Raw genomic sequence first — 19501 nt, forward strand, 5'->3', positions numbered from 1 at the left:
GTCTGCTTCTGGGTTTTCAACATGACCGCGATACTTGGAGCCATTCGCATGCACACCCTGTTGACCCTGATCGGAATCCTCGCTGTCCTTGCGATTGGCGTGGTCAGTCCTGGCCCCAGCTTCGTCATGGTCGCACGCACGGCGGTCGCCGACTCGCGCCGTGCGGCCATCACCTCCGCGTTCGGTATGGCAAGCGGCGCAGCCGTGTTGTGCGTCGCCGCGTTGCTGGGGCTGCATGCGCTGCTGAGCCAGATCCCGGAACTCTACCTGGCGCTGAAGGTGGGCGGCGGCGGCTATTTGCTGTACTTGGCGTTCAAGGCCTGGCGAGGCGCTGCGGCCCCGCTTGTCCCGCCCGAGGCTGCGTTGTCGTCACAGCCTGGGCGGCGCAGGCATTTTGCGCTGGCAGCCGGCACCATGCTGAGCAACCCCAAGGCTGCAGTGCAGTACGGAGTGATCTTCGCTGCGATGTTGCCGCAGTCGCCGTCTCTCGCGTTGACGCTGCTGTTGCCGCCGGCCGTGTTCCTGCTGGAAGTGTCGTGGTATCTGTTCGTGGCCTTCGCGCTGAGTTCGTCCCGGCCGCGCGACGCGTATCTCAAGGCCAAGGCAGCAATCGATCGCACGGTGGGTTTCGTCCTGGCTTGCCTGGGCATCAGACTCTTGCTGTCCACGCGATGAGCTGCTGAGGGCGGCTTTCTTCCTTTCTTCTTCCCGACGCGGAGTTCAGCCCGGATCGCGCGGCCCGGCCTTGACCAACATGGGCGTCCAGATCTTGCCGTTGCTGTCTGGCGGGAAGCGGTGCACGCGCTCGATGGCGCGCAACACCGCCTGATCCCAGCTCGCCACGCCACTGGAGCGATCGATCTTGGCGGTGAGCACCGTGCCATCCGGCGCCAGGTTGACCAGCACCGTCACCCGCGGATCGCCGGTGATCTGGTTGATTTCAGGGTAAGTCACGTTCTCCCGCACCAGGCTGGCGATGCGCGCCGCATACGCGCCCGATGGCCCGGAGGTGCGCGCCGCCGTGCCCGTGCTGGTGGCCGCGCCGGTGCCCGCCTGCTGCATCAACTGCTTCATGTAATCGTCGCGCGAGGAAGCGGCCAATTGCGCCTGCTGCTGTTCCAGCTTTTTCTGCTTCAACTCGGCCAGCCGCTTTTGTTCCGCGAGTTTTTTCTGCTCGGCCAGTTTTTCCTGGCGCAGTTTTTCTTCCTGCTGCTGTTGGCGTTGTTCGGCGAGCTGTTGTTGCTTGAGTTTTTCTTGCCGCTGCTGCTCGGCCAGGCGCTGTTGTTCCGCGGCGAGCTTTTGCTGCTTTTCCTTGAGCCGCTTTTCGATCAGCGCCTGTTGCTCGGCCTGCTGCTTTTTGAGCGCGGCCTCGCGCTCCTGCTTCAAGACGATGTCGGCCTGTTGCGCCTGCGGCTCGGGCTTGGGCGCGGCGACGGGTTTGGGCGGCGGCGGGGGCGGCGGAGCGGGTTGCGGCTGGGGTTGCGGCGCCTTGCGTTCCATCGGCGCGGTGGGCCGGGGCGCGGCGCGCTGCACCGTGGGTGACCACAGCTCGGCCTCTATCGCTTCGGGCGGATGGCTTTTCCAGTGCACGCCAAAAGCGATGAGGGCGATGAGCAGCAGGTGAAACAGGGCGGCCAGACCAAAGGCGCGCAGCGTGCCGCGCTCGTGCGGTGGCCGCAGCGCAGAAGGGTCGCCCGGAGATAAGCGCGCGGTGTTCATGTGAAAAAAAGCATCAGGACGGATTCGACTGCACGGCCAGGCCCACGCGTTCCACACCGTGTTGTTTGAGCAGATCGAGCGCGCGCATCACCGCGTCGTACTTCACGTTCTTGTCGGCGGCGATCAGCACCGGCATGGTCTGCAGCGTCTGACCTGCCTGCTGCGCAAGTTGTTGCACCGTCTGCGGCAATTGCTTGAGGGCGACGGGCTGCGGTGCGGCATTGGCGGTCTTGCTCTTGGGGTCGCGCAGCGAGACTTCGAGCAGGTCGTCCTTCTGGATGGTGACCTGCACCAGGATGCTGGGCGCCTGCGGCGCATTGCCCACGGTGGGCAGCTTGACCATGGTGGGCGTGATGAGCGGCGCGGTGACCATGAAAATGATCAGCAGCACCAGCATGACATCGATATAGGGCACGACATTGATGTCGGCCAGCGCGCGGCGCGAGCGATGTCCACGACTGCTGGATTGGATGGCGGGCATATCAGAACGCTCCAGGAAACAGCGAACACAGTGAACGTAGGGGCAACATCAGGACTCCCGACGGGCCGCCCCTAGGGAGGCCTGCGCCCCCTCGGGGGGCAGCGAACACAGTGAGCGTGGGGGCAAACATCTCAGCGCGCTCCGCCAAAGCCGGTAGCGGGCCCGGCGCGTCCGGCGCTTGCCGCGGCATTCATTTGCGCCGCAGTGGGGGATGGAGCGCTCTGGCGCTGCAGGATGTTGGAGAACTCCTCGGTGAACGATTCAAAGCGGTTGGCCAGACGGTCGATGTCGCGGGCGAAGAAGTTGTAGGCGATCACCGCGGGAATGGCGGCGAACAGGCCGATGGCGGTGGCCACCAGCGCTTCGGCAATGCCGGGGGCCACCGTGGCCAGCGTCACCTGCTGCAGGTTGGACAGGCCGACGAAGGCGTGCATGATGCCCCACACCGTGCCGAACAGGCCGACATAGGGCGAGACCGATCCGACCGAGGCCAGGAAGGAAAGATTGGCTTCGAGCGCATCCATTTCGCGCTGGAAGGCGGCGCGCATGGCGCGGCGGGCGCCGTCCACCAGGGTGGAGCCGTCGAGCACATGGCGTTCGCGCAGCTTGAGGTATTCACGCATGCCCGAGGCGAAGATGCGCTGCAGCGGGCTACCGTGGCGGCCGATGCTCAGTGCCGATTGGTACAGGTCGTTCAGCCCCGTGCCCGACCAGAATTCCTGCTCGAAATCTTCCGACTTGATGCGCGCCGACTTGATGACGAAATACTTGCGGAAGATCACGGTCCAGCTCGCCAGTGAGACGCAGAGCAGCAGCGCGAGCACGAGCTGCACCACGATGCTGGCGCCGAGCACCATGGACACGATGGAGAAGTTTTGATCCATAGGGAGGTTTGGCTAGGAGTTGTGGGAGGGAGCGGCGCAAAGTGCGCAAGTCCATGCGCAAAGCTGCATTACAACAAATCCCGCAACGGACGGGGGTGGCCCCAGAAAGACAGCGTCGCGGGAGAAAGGTTCACGACAGGGCCGGGCCGCGGTTCAGGACGTTCCTCAAGTCCGACAGGCTCCTAAAGCTGCCGCCCATTGCGTGACACGTTCGTGGACGTCCTTGGGCATGCGTGACGGCCGCAGGGTGGACGCGGCCACGCAGCCCACGCGCACCGTGGCTTCGCACAGCAGCGCGGCGAGCGCGCCACGCTCGTCGCAGCGCCAGGCCTGTTGCGCGACGGTGAGGCTGGCGCTGCCGATGTCCTGCAAGCGAAGCCGGACCTGCAGCGCATCGTCGAGCTTTGCAGGGGCGCTGTAGCGCAGGTGCATCTCGGCCACGACGAACGCCAACCCGGCCTGCGCCGCCAGTTCGGATTGCTCCAGCCCCAGGCTGCGCAGCCACTCGGTGCGCGCGCGCTCGAAAAACTTGAGGTAGTTGGCGTGATAAACGATGCCACCCGCGTCGGTGTCTTCCCAGTACACCCGCACGGGCCAGTGGAAAACGGTCGCGTCTGCCTTCATGCCGCCTTGCGCTCCAGATGGCCGAGCAGTCGGTCGAGGGCTTGCTGCAGGTTGGCGATGCTGTTGGCGTAGCTCAGGCGGAAGTAGCGCTGCGGTTCGGCGGTGCCGAAGTCCTTGCCGGGCACGAGCACCACACCGGTGTCGCGCATGACCTCGAAGCAGAAGTCCCAGCTGTCGGCGCTGTAGGCCGAGCAGTCGGCGTAGACGTAGAAGGCGCCATCGGGCCGCACGGGCACGCGCAGGCCCAGCGCTTCAAGGCCCGGCACGATGAGGTCGCGGCGGCGCTGGAATTCGGCGCGGCGGCGTTCGTATTCGGCCAGCGCGTCGGGCTCGAAGCAGGCCAGCGCGGCATGCTGCGCCACGCTGCTGGCGCAGATGAACAGATTGCCGGCCATGCGCTCCAGCGGGGCGACGAGCTCGGGCGGCACGACCAGCCAACCCAGCCGCCAGCCGGTCATCTGAAAGTATTTGGAAAAGCTGTTGACGGTGATGATGTCGTCGCCCGCGGCCAGCGCGGTGTGGCCATAACCGGCTTCATAGCTCAGGCCCAGATAGATTTCATCGACGATGCTGACTCCACCTCGCCCGCGCACCACGTCGGCGATGCGGCGCAACTCGTCAGGCGCGATGGACGTGCCCGTGGGGTTGGACGGCGAGGCCAGCAGCACCCCGGCAGTCTGCGGCGTCCACGCGGCTTCGACTTCGCTGGCCGTAAGCTGAAAGCGCTGCGCGGCGGGAGCGGGCAGCATGCGTGCCCGGGCACCGGCTGCGGCGACGAAATTCTTGTTGCACGGATAGCTCGGGTCGGGCATGAGCACTTCGTCGCCCGGGTCGAACAGCAGCAGGCTGGCCAGGGTGAGTGCGCCCGAGGCCCCTGCGGTGACGAACACGCGCGCGGGATCAATCGTCACGCCGTGCGCCTGCGCATAGTGCTGCGCGATGCGTTCGCGCAGCGCGGGCAGACCCGGCGCCAGGGTGTAGCCGGTGCGCCCGTCGCGCAGGGCGCGGGTGGCGGCCTCGATGACGGGCTCGGGCGCGGTGAAGTCGGGCTCGCCCACGCTGAGGTGGATCATGCGCCTGCCCTGCGCCTCCCAGACCGTCTGTTGCTCGGCGGCGGCGCGCACCACGTCCATGACGTAGAAGGGTTCGATGGATTGATTGCGTTGGGCTATGCGCATGGCGGCCATTCGAAGGAAATCAGTCTTTGCGCGGCGGGCGCGGGCTGGCGCTGGCGCGCCGGGGGAAAGAAGCGCCTTTCCGTTGCGCCGGGGCCCTGGCCTTGTGGCTGACGGGCACATTCGCGTAGGGGTTGGTCGGCGGGCTCAGGTCGGCGGCGGACGGCTCTTGCGGATGCGACAGGTTGACCGCTTCGACCTCGGACTTGCGCACATCGGCGGCGATGCGGTCGAGCACGCCGTTGACGTATTTGTAGCCGTCGGTGCCGCCGTACACCTTGCCGAGTTCGACCGCTTCGTTGATGACCACGCGGTAGGGCACGTCGAGATGGCGCTGCAGCTCGAAAGCGCCCATCAGCAGCAGGGCGTGTTCTACCGGCGAAAGCTCGCTGGTCTGGCGGTCGATGTGCGGCTGGATCAGGCCGTCGAGCGCACCGGCCTCGGCCAGCGCGCCATGCAGCAAAGACTGAAAGTGGTCGTCATCGAGCTTGATGGTGGGATAGCGCTCGTGCAGAAAGGCTTCGATGGCGCCCGCATCGCTGCCGGCGAGCAGCCATTCGTAAATGCCTTGGAACGCGAGTTCGCGCGACTTGCGCCGCGCGCTTTTGGGGGCGGTGGATGCGGTCATGCGTCTTCGTCGTCGTTGTCGCTGATGTCGATGAACAGATTGGCCATTTCCACGGCGACGCGGGCGCATTCGGCGCCCTTGTCGATGCGGGCTTCGGCCTGCGCTTCGTTTTCCACGGTGAGCACGCCGTTGGCCACCGGCATGTTGTAGTCGAGCGCCACCTGAGCGATGCCGGCCGCGCTGGTGTTGCAGACGACTTCGAAGTGATAGGTGTCGCCGCGGATGACGCAGCCGATGGCAATGAGCGCATCGAAGGCCTCGCTCTCGGCCAGTGCCTGCAGCATCAGCGGCAGTTCCAGCGCACCGGGGACGGTATAAAGCCCGATGTCGTCCTCGTTCACGCCCAGTCGCTGGAGTTCGTCGAGGCAGGACTGGGTGAGCCGGTCGGTCAGCGCGGTGTTGAAGCGGGCCTGCACCACGCCAATGCGCAGATCGCGGCCGTCGAGTTGTTCGGAAAGAATGCGATTCTGGACGTTTTGCATGGCGTGGAGGGCGTGAAGCAGCTTTGGGGTGGTCGGGAAGGGCGCCGCGACGCGGTACCCGGGCACACAGCTTACGCGCTGGGCGTGGCGGTGCAGCGAGTTTGCGGCGCGGACTCGAATCCCTGGATTTCCAGGCCATAGCCCGCCATGCTGGGCATTTTTCGCGCCGGCCCGAGCAGCCGCATCTGCCGCACGCCCAGATCGCGCAGGATCTGGGCGCCGATGCCGTAGTCGCGCAAGGCTGAGACGCCGGATTTCGGTGGAGTCGGCGCGGGTTCGCGCAGACGTTCGAACTGGATTTGCAGTTGCTGCGCCGATTCGCCGCAGTTGAGCAGCACGGCCACACCACTGCCTTCCTGGACGATGCGCTGCAGAGCCTGCGGCAGATTCCAGGAATGGCGCTGGCATTCGCTGTCGAGCAGGTCGAGGACGGACAGCGGCTCGTGCACGCGCACCAGCGGCGCGCTCTGGCCGGCCAGAGCGCCATGCACCAGCGCGAGATGCAGGCCATGACCGGCACGATCGGTATAGGCCACGCAGCGCATGGGTCCGAAAGGAGTTTGCATCGCCTGTTCGCCGACTCGCTGCACCAGCGATTCGGTACGGCTGCGGTATTCGATGAGATCGGCGATGGCGCCGATTTTCAGATCGTGCTGCGCGGCGAAGCGTTCGAGATCGGGCAGCCGGGCCATGGTGCCGTCGGCGTTCATCACCTCGCAGATCACGGCGGCGGGCTCCAGTCCGGCCAGGGCCGCGAGGTCGCATCCGGCCTCGGTATGACCGGCGCGCATGAGCACGCCGCCTTCGGCAGCCATGAGCGGGAAGACGTGGCCCGGCTGCACGAGGTCGCTGGGTTTGGCGTTGCGCGCCACGGCGGCCTGCACGGTGCGCGCACGGTCGGCCGCCGAGATCCCCGTGGTCACGCCTTCGGCGGCCTCGATGGACGCGGTGAACGCTGTGCCGTGCGATGCGCCGTTGCGCTCGACCATATGCCTGAGGCCGAGTTGCGCGCAGCGCTGCGCGGTGAGCGTGAGGCAGATCAGACCGCGCGCATGCGTGGCCATGAAATTGATCGCCTGCGGGGTGATGTGCTCGGCGGCGATGACCAGATCGCCTTCGTTTTCGCGGTCTTCCTCGTCGACCAGGATGACCATGCGCCCGGCCTTGAGCTCGGCAATGATGTCGGGAACGGGGGACAGGGGCATGATGGGCGACGCTGCTGAAAAGCTCACCATTCTAAAAGCGCCTCGCCCGGCGCGCCTGTGCCACCTGCCTTGTCAGAACTCGTAGCGCCCGAAGAAAAATGCGACGTTGCCGTTGTTGAGTTTGTTGTTCACCTTGGGAATGAAGGTGCCGTAGATCGAGAAGCGCCCCACGCGCAGCGACAGCAGCGGCAGCGCGATGGGAAAGGGGATGTTGTTGAAAATGTCGGCGCGCGAGGTCACGGCCAGGGTGTAGCCCAGCCCGACGCCCACCGGCGAGTCGTTGAAATAGCGCCATTGATACGCATAGCCGACCACGGGCTCGGCATTCCAGTGCGAGTCGGAAAAGACCATGGCGTACACCATGTCTTCATTGCCGTCGGCGTGGACGCGGTGCCGCCCCCAGCCGACGCCCCAGGCATGGCTGTTGAGCGTTGCGCGCTTGGCTGCGGTGTAGGTGCCGGGATCGTGCCAGGTGTAGCCGCTGAAATACAGGTCGTCCTGCCCGGTGCGAGCGGTATCGACCGCGGCGTTCCAGGTGGTTTGCGCCCAGGCCGACACGTCGTTCAGGCCGAGCGCCCAGCTCGGGCTGGGCAGCAGCGCCAGCCAGACAAGAGCCATCAGGGGAAACAGGCTGGATCGGAGCGGTTTCATGCGCGCCACAGGTTTACGCGATACGGCAAGTGCTCTGGGAAGCCTGAAAGTATGCAGCAGCAGGAGGCACCGTGGCTGTGAGCGTTTGCAAGGGAAGAAGGCTGATTCATGGGCTGATCGGTGCACTGACGCGGGCGATCAATCGGCCCTGTTGCAGCACGAGCAGGGTGTTTTCGGGCAGGGGTTCCCAATCTTCCGGCGTGAGGGGCACGCTGGCCAGCATCACGGCGGGCGCGGGCTTGTCGTCGTGGCCTTGGACGTGCACCCCAGAGGCGCGCATTTGATGCGCACTCGCGGCTTCGCGCATGAGCAGGTGCAGGCCTGGAACCCAGGCGTTGTCCGGATGGCTGCGGCGCCGATGCGCGTGGGCGAACAGCAGATCACCGTCGGTGTACAGGAAGTTGGCCGGGCCGAGCGCGCGCAAACGGGCGGCGAAATCCCGGACCACTTCGATGCGGCGCTTGAGGTCGCCGCTTTCCCCCGTTGCATCGAGCCCTTGCAGCGATTGCATCAGCGCATAGAACGCATGTTCCGAATCGGTCTGGCCCATCGGGCGGTGCGCCGCATGCGCCAGTGGAAGCTTTTGCTCGATGTCGGGCAGATCGCCGTTGTGCGCAAAGATGTGGCGGCGGCCGAACAGTTCGCGGGCGAAAGGCTGGGTGTTGACCAGCGTCACCGGGCCACGCGAGGCGCGGCGGATGTGTGCGATGACCAGGGGGCTGTGAAAATCGTGCCTTTCCAGCACGGGGACGAAGGCGCTGGTCAGCGCGGGTTGGGCTTCGCGCAGCACATGGGCATCCTCCCCTTCGTAATACGCCGCGCCCCAGCCATCGGGATTGGCTGCGTGCGGCCCGCCGTGGCGGGCGAATTCACGAAAGGCAAACCGCACCCGCGCGGGCACGCGGCTGGAGTAGGCGAACAGCTCACACATCTTTGTAGTCCTCAGGCGCGCCCAGCATGCGCTCGACATAACGGGCGATGAGGTCGATTTCGAGATTCACCGCCGCACCCTGATGCAGCTTGTGCAGATTGGTGTGCTGCAGGGTGTGCGGAATGAGGTTGATGCTGACGCGGCATTGCCCCGGCAGGTCTGCGACGCGGTTGACCGTCAGGCTGACGCCGTTGACCACGATGGAACCCTTGTAGGCGAAGAATTTGCCTAAAGCGGGCGGCGCGTCCACTTCCAGCAGCCAGGATTCGCCGACGGGCTCGAAGGTCGCTACTCGACCGACGCCGTCCACATGCCCGGTGACCAGATGACCACCGAGCTTGGTCGACAGCGAGACCGACTGCTCCAGATTGACCAGCGACCCCGGTGTGTCCAGCCCCGTGGTGCGCGCCAGGCTTTCTGCCGAGATGTCGAAGGCGAACCCGTCAGGCCGAAGGTCGACTACCGTCATGCAGGCGCCGCTGACGGCGATGCTCTCGCCGAGTTGAATGCCCTGCAGCCAGGCGGGATCGACCTGCAGGCGCACGCGCCTGCCGTGACCTGCTTCGGGACCGAGGGGGGTGACGCTGGCGATGCGGCCGACTGTGGTGATGAGTCCGGTGAACATGACGGGTCAGGGTGAGAAGGTGGAGGAGGAAGAGCAAAAGCGGGCGAGGATGCGCAGATCGTCGCCGACAGGGTCGACGGCATGCCAGCGCAGCGCGAGCCCTTCGGTCAGGTGCTGATACGGCCCCAGCGCCGCCAGCCCCGCGCCCTGGCCGAGCAACAGCGGCGCAAGATACAGCAGTAATTCGTCGACCACGCCGGCGCGCAGCAGCGAGCCGTTGAGCTTTTCCCCCGCCTCGCAGTGCAATTCGTTGATGCCGCGCCGGCCGAGAACCCGCATCAGCGCGCGCAGATCGGTCTTGCCCGGCTTGTCCGGGTCGGCGGGCAGGGCGATGTCCTGCAGGTCGAGCGCGGCGCTGGCTGTGCCGCGCAATGCCGCCAGCCGCGGGGCGGCCAGCTCGGGCGGCAGGGCGTGGACGATCCACAGCGGCGAAGCGGCGTTTTGCAACAGGCGCGCAGTCGGCGGGCATTCCAGGCGGCTGTCGATGACGATGCGCACGGGCTGGCGCGGCGTGGACACCGAGCGCACATCGAGCTGCGGATCGTCGGCGCGCACCGTGCCCAGCCCGGTGAGCACGGCGCAGGCGCGAGCGCGCCAGTGATGACCGTCGGCGCGCGCCGCCTCGCCGGTGATCCACTGGCTTGCCCCATTGGGCAGGGCGGTGACGCCGTCGAGCGAGGCGGCCACCTTCAGCCGCACCCAGGGCGTGCCGCGCACCATGCGCGAGATGAAGCCGAGGTTGATCTCGCGCGACTCGTCGGCGAACAGGCCGACATCGACCTGGACACCGGCCTCGCGCAAACGCTGCAATCCCTGGCCCGCCACCAGCGGGTTGGGATCGACCAGCGCGGCGACCACCCGGGCCACGCCCTGAGTGGCCAGCAGATCGGCGCAGGGCGGCGTGCGGCCATGGTGTGCGCAGGGCTCCAGCGTGACGTAGGCGGTGGCGCCCTGCACGTCGTGGCCGCGCTCCCAGGCCTGTTTCACCGCCTGGACTTCGGCGTGGTCCTGCCCCGCCGCCTGCGTGGCGCCTTCGCCCAGCACATGACCGCCTCGCACCAGCACGCAGCCCACGCGCGGATTGGGGCTGGTACGGTACATCGCGCCGCGCGCCAGATCGAGCGCCCGGCGCATGTGGCGCCGATCCTCGTCGCTGAATGAAACCTCGGTTGCGCTCACTGGACTACCCTCCTCGCTACGCTCGACCCTCCAAGGGAGTTGAACGCTCCCTTCGGGCGGCCGGGCGGGGGCGCTCATGCCGTGCTTTTGCCACGCAGTGGCCTGGAAGCAGGCGACGCGGGCTGCACCTCCTGCAGCACGTCGAGAAACTGGCTCAGATCCTTGAAGCTGTGATAGACGGAGGCAAAGCGGACATAGGCGATGCCGTCGAGAGCGCGCAATTCCTCCATCACCCAGATGCCGATCTGCGCCGAGGGCAGTTCGCGTGCTCCGCTTTGCAGCAGTTGCTGTTCGACATGCCCGATGGCGGTGTCCACCGCCTCGGCGCTGACGGGCCGCTTGCGCAAGGCCAGCAGGAAGGAGGCGCGGAGTTTGTTGCGGTCGTATTCGGTGCGCCGCCCATCCTTTTTCACGATCACCGGAAAGCTGACCTCGGCGCGCTCATACGTGGTGAAGCGCTTGTCGCAATGGCCGCAGCGCCGCCGCCTGCGCAGCGCGGCGCCGTCTTCCACGTCGCGGGTTTCGATCACCTGCGTGTCGTCGCTTTGGCAAAAAGGGCATTTCATGGCGGCGTGAGCAATGGATAAACGCTCCATTATTCACGCAGTGCGGGGTTTTCGCGCCTCTTCGGGTGTTTGCTGCGTGGCAAGGCCGGCGACGCGGCGGCTACACTGCCCGGCGATGAAAAATCTGGTTCTTCTCATTTCCGGGCGCGGCAGCAATATGCAGTCCATTCTTCAGGCCGAGCGCGAGCAGCGCTGGGGGGCGAACGTGCGCGCGGTCATCAGCAACCGGGCCGATGCCAAAGGCCTGGAGATCGCCCGCGCCTACGGCGTGCCCACGCAGGTGATCGCGCACGCCGATTTTCCCAGCCGTGAAGCGTTCGACCATGCGCTCGCCGAAGCCCTTGCCGCGCTGGAGCCCGATGTGATTGCGCTGTGCGGATTCATGCGGGTGCTGGGTGCGGAGTTGGTCGAGCGCTTTGCTGGCCGCCTGGTGAATATCCACCCTTCGCTGCTGCCGGCTTTCCCGGGCCTGCACACCCATGCCCGCGCTCTCGAAGAGGGGGTGAAATGGCATGGCGCCACCGTACATCTGGTCAGCCATGCGCTCGATCACGGGCCGATCCTGGAGCAGGCCGTCGTTCCGGTGCTCGATGGGGATACCGAGCAGACGCTGGCCGCGCGGGTGTTGATCGAGGAGCATCGCATCTACCCGGCCGTCGTGCGCGCACTGCTCGAAGGGCGGGTGCAGGTCGACGGCCTGCGCACCCGCATCCATCCGGCCGCCGATTCTTCACCTTGATTGAAAGAGCGCCATGAAACCGCGTGATCTGCTCTACACCGCACGCGACGTGCTGCGCGAGATGCTGCGCTTCGACGCTGCCGCCGATGCCGTGTTGGCGCGGCTGTTTCGCGCCAGGCCGCAACTGGGCAAGGCCGATCGCCAGGTACTGGCCGACACGCTCTATCAGGTGCTGCGGCATCTGCGCCTGTTTCAGACGCTTGCCGCGTCAGATGAGAGCATCGGCGGCGCCATGGAACTGCGGCTGGCCATTCTGGGGTGGTCGGGCAACGCGCAATCGCTGCACGCCGCGCTTTCTCCCGAGCAGCTCGAATGGCGCAAACGTCTGCTGGCACAGGATGCGATGGCGCTGCCCGAGGCGGTGCGCTGGAGTCTGCCGGAGTGGCTGGCTGTCGCCTTGCAGGCCCACTACGGCGCGGAATACGCCGCGCTGGCACAGTCGCTGTTGCGCCCCGCGCCGCTGGATTTGCGGGTGAATGTGCACAAAGCGCGACGCGAGGCCGTGCTCGATGTGTTCGCCCGTCTGGGTCTGCCCGCGCGCGTCACGCCCTACTCGCCCTGGGGCATCCGGCTGGAGGGCAAACCCGCCTTGCAGGATCTCACCGTGTTCCGCGAAGGCTGGGTGGAAGTGCAGGACGAGGGCAGTCAGTTGCTCGCCGTGCTGCTGGCGCCGCGGCGCGGCGAAATGGTGGTCGATTTCTGCGCCGGGGCGGGCGGCAAGACGCTGGCGCTGGGGGCGATGATGCGCAGCACGGGCCGACTCTATGCCTTCGACGTCGCCGATTACCGCCTGGCCAAGCTCAAACCCCGCTTGCTTCGCAGCGGGCTGTCCAACGTCTATCCGGTGGCCATTGCGCACGAACGCGATGAGCGAGTCAAGCGTCTGGCGGGCAAGATGGACCGGGTACTGGTGGATGCGCCGTGTTCCGGCTTGGGCACCTTGCGACGTAATCCAGACATGAAATGGCGGCAGAAACCGGAAGATATTTCCGAGTTGACGACAAAACAAGCCAATATCCTGCAATCTGCAGCAACGCTGCTGAAGCCGGGCGGGCGCTTGGTGTACGCCACCTGCAGCATCCTGCCGGAAGAAAACAGCGGCATCGTCAACGCCTTTCTGTCCGCGCATCCCGATTTCGAACGCATTCCCGCAGATGCAGTGCTGCGTCAGCAAGGCGTAGAGGGCGAGAATCTGGTGACCCAGGGCGATTTACAGTTGCTGCCCAATCGCCATGCCACCGACGGCTTTTACGCGGCCGTGCTCCAGAGGCGTCCCGCTTCTTCCTCGGGGGGGTGAGGTCGATGTCGCTATGACGGGTTGACAAAACTGCGAGTTGACAAGGGCATCGCGTTTGCCCTGAGCGCGCCGCGCCGAGCAGGGTCGATAATCCATGCAACTTTCGCCGGCGGCGAAGTTCCAACGGGTTCGTGTCAATCTGAAAGTTTCTGATGTTTGATGTTTTTTTGACTTGGGCCGCACAGGGTTTTTTGCGTGCATCGTGGTGGCAAATCGTACTGTTTGCGCTTATCACCACGCACATCACCATTGCGTCCGTCACCATTTTTCTGCACCGCGCCCAGGCGCACCGGGCGCTGGAATTGCATCCTGCAGCGTCGCACTTTTTCCGTTTCTGGCTGTGGTTCAGCACGGGCATGGTCACCAAGGAATGGGTGGCGATTCACCGCAAGCATCACGCCAGGTGCGAGACGGTCGACGACCCGCACAGTCCGGTCACTCGCGGCATCGACACGGTGCTGTTGCGCGGCGCCGAGTTGTATCGAACCGAATCGAAAAACGCCGAAACCCTGAGCAAATTCGGCCGCGGCACTCCCGACGACTGGTTGGAGCGCAACGTTTATTCCCGGTTTGCCTGGCAGGGCGTCGGGCTGTTGCTCATTCTCGACGTGCTGATGTTTGGCGCCATAGGCGCCACGGTGTGGGCCGTGCAGATGTTGTGGATTCCGATCTGGGCGGCCGGAGTGATCAACGGCCTCGGTCATTGGTGGGGCTATCGCAACTTTTCCGTGCGGGATCGCAGCCATAACATCCTGCCCTGGGGCCTGCTGATCGGTGGCGAGGAGCTGCACAACAACCACCACACCTATCCCACCTCGGCGAAACTGTCGGTCAAATGGTGGGAGTTCGATATCGGCTGGGCCTATATCCGCGCTTTGTCCTTGGTCGGTTTGGCCAAGCCGCGCAAGCTGCCTCCGCAGTTCCGACTGGGCGAGGTGCGTGCCGAGGTCGATCAATTCACCCTGCAGGCCGTCATCGCCAATCGCTACGAGGTGATGGCGCGCTATGCGACAGGGCTGAAATCCACGCTCAAGGTGGAACTCGCGCGGGCGGCGGAGCAGGGCACGGCCAGCAATCTGCCCGCCTTGCGTGCAGCCAGGCGCTGGATCGCTGTGGAGCGCGAGATTCTGTGTGAACGCACTCGTGCTTTGGTGGATGCCGCGGCCAACGCCAGCCCGAACCTGGGTAAGCTGCTGCGCATGCGCGAGGAACTCAAGGCCGTGTGGGAACAGACGAATCTGAATGCCGAGCAGTTGCGCCTCAAGCTGCAAGACTGGTGCCATCGCGCCGAAGACAGCGGCGTGGCCGCGCTCAAGGAGTTGTCGCTGCGGATGCGGCGTTATGCCCCGGCTGAGGTCTGAACGCACCCGGGAGGCAGTCTGGGGGGATGCACCCAAGAAAAATCCGCCGTGCTGTCCGTACCCACTGAAGGTTTGCGGACAGCACGGCGGATCGTCGTTTCCAGGGGGCAGATCGACTTATTTGATCTTGCCTTCCTTGTAATTCACGTGTTTGCGCGCGACCGGATCGAATTTCATGATTTCGATCTTTTCCGGGGTGGTGCGCTTGTTCTTGGTGGTGGTGTAGAAATGGCCGGTGCCCGCAGAGGATTCCAGCTTGATTTTTTCGCGTCCGCCTTTGGTTGCCATAGTGGGCTCCGTGCAGTTCCAGGAGATAAAGAAAAAGGGCGAGAGGAAGAAGATGCGATCGGATTTTGGCGATCAGATCTCGCCGCGCGCGCGCAGCTCGGCCAGCACCACGTCGATGCCTTTTTTGTCAATGGTGCGCAAGCCCGAGCTCGTCACGCGCAGGCGCACGAAGCGGTTCTCGCTTTCCACCCAGAAACGGCGATATTGCAGATTGGGCAGGAAACGGCGTTTGGTCTTGTTGTTCGCGTGGGACACATTGTTCCCGACCATCGGCCCTTTACCTGTCACTTGACACACTCGTGCCATGGCACACCTCGAAATTGTGTAGAACAAAAGCTAAAGATTATAGCCGGAAAGATTTGCCTGTCCACGGCTTTCCTGGGCGGACAGGAGCAGGCCGACCCAGGGGGCAACCCAATGGGCAACTCTCCAGTGGGCAACACAAGGGCCGTCTCGGGGCATCAGGACTGCGCATTCTCCAGATAGCGCTGCGCATCCAGCGCAGCCATGCAGCCGGTGCCCGCGCTGGTGATCGCCTGGCGGTAGACGTGGTCCTGCACGTCGCCTGCGGCGAACACGCCGGGCGCGCTGGTGGCGGTGGCCATGCCTTCATTGCCGCCGCGGGTGATGAGGTAGCCGTCCTTCATGTCGAGCTGGCCCTTGAAGATATCGGTGTTGGGCTGATGGCCGATGGCGATGAAGCAGCCGCTCAGCGCGATGTCTTCGGTTGTCCCGGTCTGGCTGTTGCGGATGCGCACGCCGGTCACGCCGCCATCGTCGCCCAGAACCTCCTGTACTTCGCTCCAGAGCTTGAGCTCGACCTTGCCTTCAGCGGCGCGTGCCATGAGCTTGTCGATCAGGATGGGTTCGGCGCGGAATTTGTCGCGGCGATGGATCACGGTCACCTTGCTGGCGATATTGGCCAGATAGAGGGCCTCCTCGACGGCGGTATTGCCGCCGCCCACGACGCACACCGGCTGGTTGCGATAGAAAAAGCCGTCGCAGGTGGCGCAACCGGAGACGCCCTTGCCCATGAAGGCCTGTTCGCTGGGCAGGCCGAGGTATTTGGCCGAGGCGCCGGTGGCGATGATCAGCGCGTCGCAGGTGTAGACGCCGCTGTCGCCTTCGAGTCGGATGGGCTTTTCGCTCAAATGAGCGGTGTGGATGTGGTCGAACACGATCTCGGTGTTGAACCGTTCGGCATGTGCCTGGAAGCGCGCCATCAGGTCGGGCCCCTGCACGCCGTTCACATCGGCGGGCCAGTTGTCGACTTCGGTGGTCGTCATGAGCTGGCCCCCCTGTGCCAGACCGGTGATGAGCAGCGGGTTCAGATTGGCGCGGGCGGCATAGATCGCAGCGCTGTAACCGGCCGGGCCCGAGCCCAGAATGAGCACTTTGGCGTGTTTGGATGTCATGATGTGTGAGAAACTTGAGTCTTGAGCGAATGGGAAAAGGGAAAGCGCCCGCCGTGCCGTTCGCAGCTTGGGTCTGCGATACGCGACCACACGCGACCGCACAATACGTAAGATTTTAGGAGCGCTTGGCGTTGAACGTTGCTTCGAGGCCCATTCCTGTCGGCTCCCGCCCATCATTCGCACCCACCCGGCAGATTCGCAAACTGGAGAAACTGATGTCGCAAATCACCGATATAGACCTGGTTCGGCGCGTGCCGCTGTTTGCCGTGCTCACCGAATCGCAGGCCTGGGCGATTTCGCAGTCCATCGTCAAGCGGCGCTACAAGCGCGGGGAAAACATCGTCGAGCAGGGCAGCAAGTCCAACGCCCTGTTCATCCTGCTCTCAGGCCGGGCGCGGGTGATCAGCATGGACGCCAAGGGCCGAGAAGTCATCATCGCCGTGCTGCATCCTGGCGACTACATCGGGGAGATGAGTCTGATCGACGGCGAGCCGCACAGCGCCACGGTGCAGGCCGAGGTGCAGACCGACGTGATGATGCTCGGCCGCGTGGCCTTTCTGCAGTGCCTGCCCGAGAACACCAGCATGTCCTTTGCCATCATGCGCGGGCTGGCGCTGCGCCTGCGCCGGGCCGACCGCAAGATTGAATCTCTGGCGTTGATGGATGTCTATGGGCGTGTGGCGCGCGCGCTGATGGAACTCACCGATGTGATGCAGGACGAGCACATCATCCGCAACAAGCTCTCGCGCCAGGATCTGGCCAAGATGGTGGGCGCCTCGCGTGAAATGGTCAGCCGCGTGATGAAAGACTTTGAACAGCAGGGCTTCGTGGTCGAGCGCGAGGATGGCAGTATGCTGATCCGCGAACACCTGGCCAGCTTGCTGTGATGCGTGTATGCCAAAAATCGATACACGACGCCGCCCCTCCACGACCGCCTCCCGCTCCGAGCCGCGCAGTCGCCTGCAGCGTTTTTTTGGCGAGGTGCGCCTGACCGCCGCCTTCATCGGCTGGATCTTGCTCAGCCTGAGCTTGCTGAGCTTTCACAAGTCCGATCCCTCGTGGTCCAGTTCCGGCGTAGATGGGCATGTGGCCAACTGGGTCGGCGTGGCGGGGGCCTGGTTTTCCGATGTGGCCTATTTCCTGCTCGGTTTTTCGGCGCTCTGGTTGATTCCTCTGGGACTGTACGGCTTGCTGCTCATGTGGCGCAACACCCAGGCGCAGGCGCCTGCCGCCGAGGAGCAAACGCCCGTGAGCAGGTGGCGCAGACTGCAGCCGCTGGCGGCTGCAGCGGGCCTGCTGCTGTTGCCGCTCTCCAGTGCTGCGCTGGAGTCGATGCGACTTTGGAGCCTGGCCCCCGCTCTGCCGGGCGAAGCCGGTGGTTTGCTCGGGCATGGCCTTGGAATCGCGGTCGATACCTTGCTGGGCGACACCGGCGGCACCCTGGTGCTGCTGGCGATTTTTCTGTTTTCACTGAGCTGGGTGGGGCATTTTTCCTGGGCAGACGCTGCCGAGCGGGTGGGCGGCTGGATCGAGCGGCTGTGGACCTGGCAGCGCGATCGCCGCGGGCGCGAAGACGACGTGCAGGCGGGCCGGCAGGCCATGCAGGAGCGCGAGAAGGAAGTCGAGCTGCAGCGCCCGCTGGTGGAGGAGCGCGAGGTGTTGGCCCCTGTGCTCATCGAGCCTTCGGTGGGTTCCGTGCCGCCATCTCCGCGCGTGCTCAAGGAAAAGCAGCAGCCGCTGTTCCACGAACTGCCCGATTCGGCGCTGCCTGCCCTGAGTCTGCTCGATCTGGTGCCTGCGGCGCAGGCCGAGACCGTCAGCCACGAAACCCTGGAGTTCACTTCGCGGCTGATCGAGAAAAAGCTCAAGGATTTCGGCGTGGAGGTGCGCGTGGTGGCGGCTTACCCCGGCCCGGTGATCACGCGCTATGAAGTGGAGCCGGCCACCGGCGTGAAGGGCGCGCAGATCGTCAACCTGTCGCGCGACCTGGCGCGCGCGCTGTCGCTGGTGAGCATCCGCGTGGTCGAAACCATCCCCGGCAAGAACACCATGGCGCTGGAATTGCCCAATGCCAAGCGGCAGACCATCAAGCTGTCGGAGATTCTGGGTTCGAACAATTATCACGAAGCCGCGTCGATGCTGACCCTGGGGCTGGGCAAGGACATCGTGGGCAACCCGGTGGTGGCCGATCTGGCCAAGATGCCCCACCTGCTGGTGGCCGGCACCACCGGCTCGGGCAAGTCGGTGGGCGTCAACGCCATGATCCTGAGTCTGCTGTACAAGGCGGAGCCCGGCGACGTGCGGCTGATCCTGATCGATCCGAAAATGCTCGAGCTCAGCGTGTACGACGGCATTTCGCATCTGCTCGCGCCCGTGGTGACCGACATGAAACAGGCGGCGCAGGCACTGAACTGGTGCGTGGGCGAAATGGAGCGGCGCTACAAGCTCATGAGCAAGCTCGGCGTGCGCAACCTGGCGGGGTACAACAACAAGGTGCAGGAGGCGCGCGCGCGCGGCGAGCCGCTGACCAACCCGTTCAGCCTCACGCCCGAGTCGCCCGAGCCGCTGGAAAAGCTGCCGCACATCGTCATCGTCATCGACGAACTGGCCGATCTGATGATGGTGGTGGGCAAGAAGATCGAGGAGCTCATCGCCCGTCTGGCGCAGAAGGCGCGGGCTTCGGGCATCCATCTCATCCTGGCCACCCAGCGCCCCAGCGTGGACGTGATCACCGGGCTGATCAAGGCCAACATCCCCACCCGCATCGCCTTCCAGGTATCGAGCAAGATCGATTCGCGCACCATCCTCGACCAGATGGGCGCGGAGAGTCTGCTGGGCATGGGCGACATGCTTTACCTGCCGCCCGGCTCGGGCATGCCGCAGCGGGTGCACGGCGCCTTCGTCAGCGACGCCGAAGTGCACCGCGTGGTCGAAGACATCAAGAGCCGCGGCGGGCCGAACTATCTCGACGGCATTCTCACCGGCGAGGAAGATCTCGACGGGGCTGGCGCGGCTGCAGGTGCGGGCAATGCGGATGGCGAGAGCGACCCGCTCTACGATCAGGCCGTGCAGATCGTGCTGCAGCACCGCAAGGCGTCGATCTCTCTGGTGCAGCGTCATCTGCGCATCGGCTACAACCGTTCCGCCAGACTGCTGGAGCAGATGGAGCAATCCGGGCTGGTATCGGCGCTGACCGCCAACGGCAACCGCGACATCCTGGTGCCGGTGCGGTCGGAGTGACTCTGTGACAC

General features: G+C 65.1%; 22 protein-coding genes. 6 read left to right on the plus strand and 16 right to left on the minus strand.

Annotated elements, in window-relative coordinates; translation table 11 throughout:
* Positions 1-48 precede the first annotated feature (48 nt).
* Positions 49-675 carry a LysE family translocator gene (locus RBR52_RS03740; RefSeq protein WP_320375851.1) on the plus strand — a complete coding sequence of 209 codons (627 nt, stop codon included), beginning with the start codon at positions 49-51 and terminating at the stop codon, positions 673-675.
* Between the two features lie 45 nt (positions 676-720).
* Here the strand turns inward: RBR52_RS03740 and RBR52_RS03745 are convergent, their stop codons facing one another.
* From RBR52_RS03745 to nrdR, 13 genes are all read right to left on the minus strand, one after another.
* On the minus strand, positions 721-1719 hold the full coding sequence (locus RBR52_RS03745; protein ID WP_320375852.1) for a cell envelope integrity protein TolA: 999 nt from the start codon (positions 1717-1719) through the stop codon (positions 721-723).
* Positions 1720-1732: 13 nt separating this feature from the next.
* Positions 1733-2200, minus strand: coding sequence for a biopolymer transporter ExbD (locus RBR52_RS03750; RefSeq protein ID WP_320375853.1), 468 nt, complete (start codon positions 2198-2200; stop codon positions 1733-1735).
* A gap of 131 nt (positions 2201-2331) precedes the next feature.
* Positions 2332-3084 carry a protein TolQ gene (tolQ, locus tag RBR52_RS03755; RefSeq protein ID WP_320375854.1) on the minus strand — a complete coding sequence of 251 codons (753 nt, stop codon included), beginning with the start codon at positions 3082-3084 and terminating at the stop codon, positions 2332-2334.
* 165 nt (positions 3085-3249) lie between these two features.
* Positions 3250-3708, minus strand: coding sequence for a tol-pal system-associated acyl-CoA thioesterase (gene ybgC, locus RBR52_RS03760; protein WP_320375855.1), 459 nt, complete (start codon positions 3706-3708; stop codon positions 3250-3252).
* Entirely contained in the window at positions 3705-4886 is a 1182-nt protein-coding gene (locus RBR52_RS03765; protein WP_320375856.1) for a pyridoxal phosphate-dependent aminotransferase, read from the minus strand. Before RBR52_RS03765 ends, ybgC begins: the two co-directional genes overlap by 4 nt.
* Positions 4887-4905: 19 nt before the next feature.
* Positions 4906-5511, minus strand: a complete 606-nt coding sequence (nusB, locus tag RBR52_RS03770; RefSeq protein ID WP_320375857.1) for a transcription antitermination factor NusB — start codon at positions 5509-5511, stop codon at positions 4906-4908.
* A complete protein-coding gene (ribH, locus tag RBR52_RS03775) occupies positions 5508-5993 on the minus strand; it encodes a 6,7-dimethyl-8-ribityllumazine synthase (protein ID WP_320375858.1) in 486 nt (161 codons plus the stop codon). The genes nusB and ribH overlap by 4 nt, the downstream gene beginning before the upstream one ends.
* A 71-nt stretch (positions 5994-6064) precedes the next feature.
* On the minus strand, positions 6065-7198 hold the full coding sequence (gene ribBA, locus RBR52_RS03780; RefSeq protein WP_320375859.1) for a bifunctional 3,4-dihydroxy-2-butanone-4-phosphate synthase/GTP cyclohydrolase II: 1134 nt from the start codon (positions 7196-7198) through the stop codon (positions 6065-6067).
* Between the two features lie 72 nt (positions 7199-7270).
* Complete coding sequence (locus tag RBR52_RS03785) at positions 7271-7849, minus strand: peptide ABC transporter permease (RefSeq protein WP_320375860.1); 579 nt, start codon at positions 7847-7849, stop codon at positions 7271-7273.
* Between the two features lie 106 nt (positions 7850-7955).
* On the minus strand, positions 7956-8780 hold the full coding sequence (locus RBR52_RS03790; RefSeq protein ID WP_320375861.1) for a class II glutamine amidotransferase: 825 nt from the start codon (positions 8778-8780) through the stop codon (positions 7956-7958).
* Positions 8773-9405 carry a riboflavin synthase gene (locus tag RBR52_RS03795; RefSeq protein WP_320375862.1) on the minus strand — a complete coding sequence of 211 codons (633 nt, stop codon included), beginning with the start codon at positions 9403-9405 and terminating at the stop codon, positions 8773-8775. The genes RBR52_RS03790 and RBR52_RS03795 overlap by 8 nt, the downstream gene beginning before the upstream one ends.
* A 6-nt stretch (positions 9406-9411) precedes the next feature.
* Positions 9412-10539 (minus strand): bifunctional diaminohydroxyphosphoribosylaminopyrimidine deaminase/5-amino-6-(5-phosphoribosylamino)uracil reductase RibD, encoded by a 1128-nt coding sequence (ribD, locus tag RBR52_RS03800; protein WP_413818289.1) that lies wholly within the window; start codon positions 10537-10539, stop codon positions 9412-9414.
* A gap of 119 nt (positions 10540-10658) precedes the next feature.
* Positions 10659-11150, minus strand: coding sequence for a transcriptional regulator NrdR (nrdR, locus tag RBR52_RS03805; RefSeq protein ID WP_320375864.1), 492 nt, complete (start codon positions 11148-11150; stop codon positions 10659-10661).
* A gap of 115 nt (positions 11151-11265) precedes the next feature.
* Here nrdR and purN point away from each other — a divergent pair, with 115 nt between their 5' ends.
* The 3 genes from purN to RBR52_RS03820 all read left to right on the plus strand — a co-directional run bounded on the left by purN (position 11266) and on the right by RBR52_RS03820 (position 14547).
* On the plus strand, positions 11266-11889 hold the full coding sequence (purN, locus tag RBR52_RS03810; protein ID WP_320375865.1) for a phosphoribosylglycinamide formyltransferase: 624 nt from the start codon (positions 11266-11268) through the stop codon (positions 11887-11889).
* 13 nt (positions 11890-11902) lie between these two features.
* Positions 11903-13186 carry an RsmB/NOP family class I SAM-dependent RNA methyltransferase gene (locus RBR52_RS03815; protein WP_320375866.1) on the plus strand — a complete coding sequence of 428 codons (1284 nt, stop codon included), beginning with the start codon at positions 11903-11905 and terminating at the stop codon, positions 13184-13186.
* Positions 13187-13338: 152 nt separating this feature from the next.
* A complete protein-coding gene (locus RBR52_RS03820) occupies positions 13339-14547 on the plus strand; it encodes a fatty acid desaturase (protein ID WP_320375867.1) in 1209 nt (402 codons plus the stop codon).
* Positions 14548-14664: 117 nt separating this feature from the next.
* On the opposite strand, the gene rpmG is transcribed toward RBR52_RS03820, so the two are convergent.
* The 3 genes from rpmG to trxB all read right to left on the minus strand — a co-directional run bounded on the left by rpmG (position 14665) and on the right by trxB (position 16250).
* Complete coding sequence (rpmG, locus tag RBR52_RS03825) at positions 14665-14835, minus strand: 50S ribosomal protein L33 (RefSeq protein WP_013106705.1); 171 nt, start codon at positions 14833-14835, stop codon at positions 14665-14667.
* Positions 14836-14907: 72 nt separating this feature from the next.
* The gene (gene rpmB / locus RBR52_RS03830) at positions 14908-15141 is read right to left on the minus strand and encodes a 50S ribosomal protein L28 (protein ID WP_320375869.1); all 234 of its coding nucleotides are present in this window, start codon (positions 15139-15141) and stop codon (positions 14908-14910) included.
* A 155-nt stretch (positions 15142-15296) separates the two neighbouring features.
* Entirely contained in the window at positions 15297-16250 is a 954-nt protein-coding gene (gene trxB / locus RBR52_RS03835; RefSeq protein ID WP_320375870.1) for a thioredoxin-disulfide reductase, read from the minus strand.
* Positions 16251-16465: 215 nt separating this feature from the next.
* Here trxB and RBR52_RS03840 point away from each other — a divergent pair, with 215 nt between their 5' ends.
* Entirely contained in the window at positions 16466-17137 is a 672-nt protein-coding gene (locus RBR52_RS03840; protein ID WP_320375871.1) for a Crp/Fnr family transcriptional regulator, read from the plus strand.
* Between the two features lie 7 nt (positions 17138-17144).
* Positions 17145-19490, plus strand: coding sequence for a DNA translocase FtsK (locus tag RBR52_RS03845; protein ID WP_320375872.1), 2346 nt, complete (start codon positions 17145-17147; stop codon positions 19488-19490).
* Positions 19491-19501 lie beyond the last annotated feature (11 nt).

This window comes from Thiomonas sp. (assembly GCF_034007205.1).
Taxonomy (GTDB): Bacteria; Pseudomonadota; Gammaproteobacteria; order Burkholderiales; family Burkholderiaceae_C; genus Thiomonas.